This is a genomic window from Lentimicrobium sp. S6, from assembly GCF_013166635.1.
In the GTDB taxonomy this organism is placed as follows: Bacteria; Bacteroidota; Bacteroidia; order Bacteroidales; family UBA12170; genus UBA12170.
The window spans coordinates 1-4,535 of record NZ_JABKBZ010000139.1; the positions used below are offsets into that span (position 1 = coordinate 1).

General features: G+C 33.1%; 3 protein-coding genes. All 3 read right to left on the bottom strand.

The features are described 5' to 3' along the window. Positions 1-384: 384 nt before the first annotated feature. Positions 385-1,248 (bottom strand): hypothetical protein, encoded by an 864-nt coding sequence (locus HNS40_RS21620; protein WP_172284800.1) that lies wholly within the window; start codon positions 1,246-1,248, stop codon positions 385-387. A gap of 119 nt (positions 1,249-1,367) precedes the next feature. Continuing rightward, positions 1,368-2,816, bottom strand: coding sequence for a T9SS type A sorting domain-containing protein (locus HNS40_RS21625; protein ID WP_172284801.1), 1,449 nt, complete (start codon positions 2,814-2,816; stop codon positions 1,368-1,370). 24 nt (positions 2,817-2,840) lie between these two features. Further along, entirely contained in the window at positions 2,841-4,289 is a 1,449-nt protein-coding gene (locus HNS40_RS21630; RefSeq protein ID WP_172284802.1) for a T9SS type A sorting domain-containing protein, read from the bottom strand. Positions 4,290-4,535: the final 246 nt, after the last annotated feature.

The window sequence follows — 4,535 nt, forward strand, 5'->3', positions numbered from 1 at the left end:
TTTTATCTAAGTACAAATCGGTATCAATATTTACTGTTGCACCATCTTCAATAATTATTTTACCATTGGTGATATCAACATTGTTTCCAATGGTAAGTGTAGCACCCTTTTTTACAGTAAGTTCTGCGCCATTTAGCACTTCAATTTTAGATTTGTTTAGGAAGGTGAGTTCGGCTCCCGGTTCAACAGAAAAGCTTTTTGAAATACCAATTATTCCTCTATAGGTTTCATTAGAGTATGCATTTTTCCAAAGTAGTGTAGGATACTTTAAAGAAGTATGAGCCCCAATTCCTCCTAGGTCGACAAATTTTTGTGTTTCTGGAGCTGATTCTTTTATTCCATGCCATTGGGATGCTTCATAAACAGAAATAACATTGTCGTTATTTAAATCGGCATTGGTATATAAGTCACCATCATAATTGTTAATTCCGTTGGTGACTCACCCATGGTGGATGAATATATATGGAAGTTAAATTCACCATGAGAAGCGTTATCATTTTGTTCTGCTTGATAAAAATCAGATTCATCAACAGCTTGACCATTAGTAGTAAGATTATCTGCTCGTGTTCCTAGCTCATGGTGAGTGGCCGAATTAAAAACTGTATTTGTAGCTTCCAAAACACCACTAAAATCCCCACCAACACATTGTTGCATCCAAAATACTTTCCTATTTGCAAGTATTGGGTCTGTTAATTCTTCAAATGGTTCAACAAATAACAATTCTCCATCCATTAATTCAATAGATGATGTATTTGGATCGGTACCCCCAACAATACCATGGCCAAAAGTATAAACAAATAAAAAATCATCTTCGGTAATTTGTGGTAATCCAGAGGTTCCATTGGCAAGGCCATTAAAAACGGTCTCTACACTATTTATTGAAGCATAATAATCTGTAATATAATCTCCTTCTTGGAATTCATCTTCATGCTGAATATGTGCTATGTAACGTTCACCAACCTTACTATTTTGTGCATCTTCACCAGTAGCGAAAATCACAAATACATTTTCATCCAAATAATCCATTTCATAGACCAACATTTCCCACATTAAGTAGGTATCGTTCCAGAACTCTGGTGCTGGTTCACCTAAAACAGCATTGGAACTTTGCCACTGACTTGTCAATGGCACACTGCTGCTGTATGCATTATTGCCAGTTATTATTACTGCATATTTTTCTTGGCTAATGCCAAAATGGATCATGCAGAGAACCATTAATAAAATCATAATTGCTTTAAGTTTAAACATATTGTTTAGTTTTGCAACATCAGCCAGGTTGGGGAGTACTATGGCAATTATTCTGTGGAAAGTTTGGTGCTATAGCTACTCCTGATTCTCTGGCCTAATGTTAGATTAATAATTCAGTTTTATCTTATAAATTCAAGCTTTTGAGTTGATATAGTATGATCAGTTTGTAATCGTATGAAATACAAACCAGAATTTAACTGTCTGCTTTCATCTAGAAGGTCCCATTTTAAATGATGATTTCCTGATAGCATTTCGCCATCATAAAGCGTCTTAATTAACTCCCCTTGCAAATTATAAATGTGAATGCCTACTCTTTCTTCATTTTCAAGATGGAAATTAATATTTATATATTGACTAGAAGGATTAGGTGAAATTTTAAAATCCATTAATGTTTCTGAATCGCTTGTTTGATTGATCATATCCGTTCGAGTGAACATCACATTTTTTATGTTATTATCAAAAGAAGTTACCGCCGTGAAGACCATATTGATGGTCATATTTTGTTTTAAAACTTCAAATTCCGCGATTGAGTTTTCCACGGGAAAAATACTCGATTCCCAATTATTATCATTTTTATTATAATGAACCACTATCCATCTGTCCTCAACTTCTATTTTTTCTCTATGAAATACGTTAGGGTTATTTTGATAGTCGATTATAATTCTTTGATTGTTTTCACCATCTCCAAGATAGGTGGGGATATCCCATATTCCATCTTCACTCTGTGCATTATAATATGTTGTGGAAAGAGGAGGTTCTCCAACCTGAGGGATTTTTTCTTGCCAAACCAAATGGGGGTTTTCATTATTGTCTAAATCTATATCAAAACCTATCCAAGCATAATACTCTCCAAATTCCTCAAAATCACTCCATTCATTATTCTCATAATTATAAAAAAAATAAATGGGTTTAATATCATAGTCTCCTTCATTTTGATAATGATGATTTCCTATCCAATGTAAATTATTTTCTGAATCTACTACAGCGTTATTGAAAAAATGGTATTCATTATTGTCATAAGGTGTTATGATATCACTCCAACTATCGTTGTTTTTATATTTGTAAAATGTGGTTCCATTATTAACTCCTCTATACCAAAAGCAATATACTCTATCATTATGATCGATAATTACTTTGTTGCGATAGGAACAAAGTGTATTGGGTGTTAACTCTTCAGGTTCGCTCCATCCTTCCCCATTAAACATTTGATAATATATCTGAATGGAAGAGGTACTATTACTATTATAATCATAAGTAAGGTGTAGGTTGTTTTCAGAATCACAAACAATATGTGGACTAGAAACACGATACTCACTATTTTGTGAGACATTGATGGCATCGGACCAAGTTAAGCCGTTGTCGTGCGAATTACTATAGAATATCTGACTGTAAAATTGCTCATAAACATCTTGCCAAACACAATGTATTACATCCTCATGGTCTATACAAAACTCTGGGTCTAAATACTGACCTCCAGTTTTTGTAACATAAGTAGGTTCAATCCAGTTTTGGGCATGGCTTTGGTAGCAAAATAGTACAGTAATGGATAGGATAATTAGTTTTCTCATGGTTTCAATTATTTATGCAATGGATTATCTTATAAATTCAAGCTTTTGAGTTGATATAGTCTGATCAGTTTGTAATCGTATGAAATACAAACCAGAATTTAACTGCCTGCCCTCATCTTTGGGGTTCCATTCTAATTGATGATTTCCTGATAGCATTTCATCATCATAAAGCTTTTTAATTAATTCCCCTTGCAAATTATAAATTTGAATATTTACTCTTTCTTCATTTTCAAGATCGAAATTAATATTAAAGTTTTTTCTAGAGGGATTAGGTGATATTTCAAGTTTATTCGATGGTTCTAGAGTGTTTATATGATTGATCATATCAGTACGAGTGAACATCACATTTTTCATGTTATTATCAAAAGAAGTTATTGCTGTGAAGACCATATTGATTGTCATATCTTGTTTCAAGATTTCAAATTCATTTATAGAGTTTTCCACTGGAAAAATGCTCGATTCCCAATCTATTACATTCTTATAATAATAAATCACAATCCATTTGTCCTCTATTTCATTTTTTTCTCTATGAAATACGTTTGGGCGATTCTGATAATCAATTATAATTCTTTGGTTGTTTCTACCATCTCCAAGATAGGTAGGCATATCCCATATCCCATACTCATTTTGTGCATTGTAATATGTTGTATTTAGAGGAGGTTCTCCAACTTGAGGAATTTTTTCTTGCCAAACCAAATGGGGATTCTCACTATTGTCTAAGTCTATATCAAAACCATTCCAAGAATAACCTTCGCCAAATTCTTCGAAATCACTCCACTCATCATTTTCATAATCATAAAAGAAATATATGGGTTTAATATCATAGCTTCCTTCGTTTTGATAATGATGATTTCCTATCCAATGTAAATTATTATCCGAATCTACTACAGCATCATTAAAGAAATGAAATTCGCTATTATCATAAGGGGTAATTATATCACTCCAACTATCGTCATTTTTAAATTTGTAAAATGAGGTACCATTGTTAACTCCTCTATACCAAAAGCAATAGACTCTATCGTTATGGTCGATAAATAATTTATTACGATAGGAGCAAAGCGTATTGGGTGTCAGTTCTATGGGCTCACTCCATTCTTCCCCATTGAAGCTTTGATAATAAATCTGTACCGCTGAGGTACTATTGCTGTTATAATCATAAGAAAGATGTAAATTATTTTCAGAGTCACAAACTATATGTGGGCTGGAAACACGATACTCAGAATTTTGAGAAATATTGATAGCATCTGCCCAAGTTAAGCCATTATCGTGTGAATTACTGCAAAATATTTGACTGTAGTCTGTATTATAGACTTCCTGCCAAACACAATGTATTACACCCTCATGGTCTATACAAAACTCTGGATCTAAATACCCACCACTTGTTTTTGTAACAAAGGTAGGTTCAATCCAGTTTTGGGCATGGCTTTGGAAGCAAAATAAGAGAAATAGGGAGATAATGATTAGTTTTTTCATGTTGGTATGCTTTAGGGTTTTTAATGCTGCTCAAATATAGGTAAAATACTATTCAGTATTGTTGTGTAATATTATTTTAGTCATGCTTTAAATAATTTCCTTGTCAAATAGCTACCAATGGGTCAAGAACAAAACCTGGGGGGATGAGCTAAAATGTTATACTTTTGAAAAAAAGAATCACATCAATTATGCAAAATGATTTGGCTATTATGAGTTTGTTTTTTCCAGAAGGCATGCTCGACTATT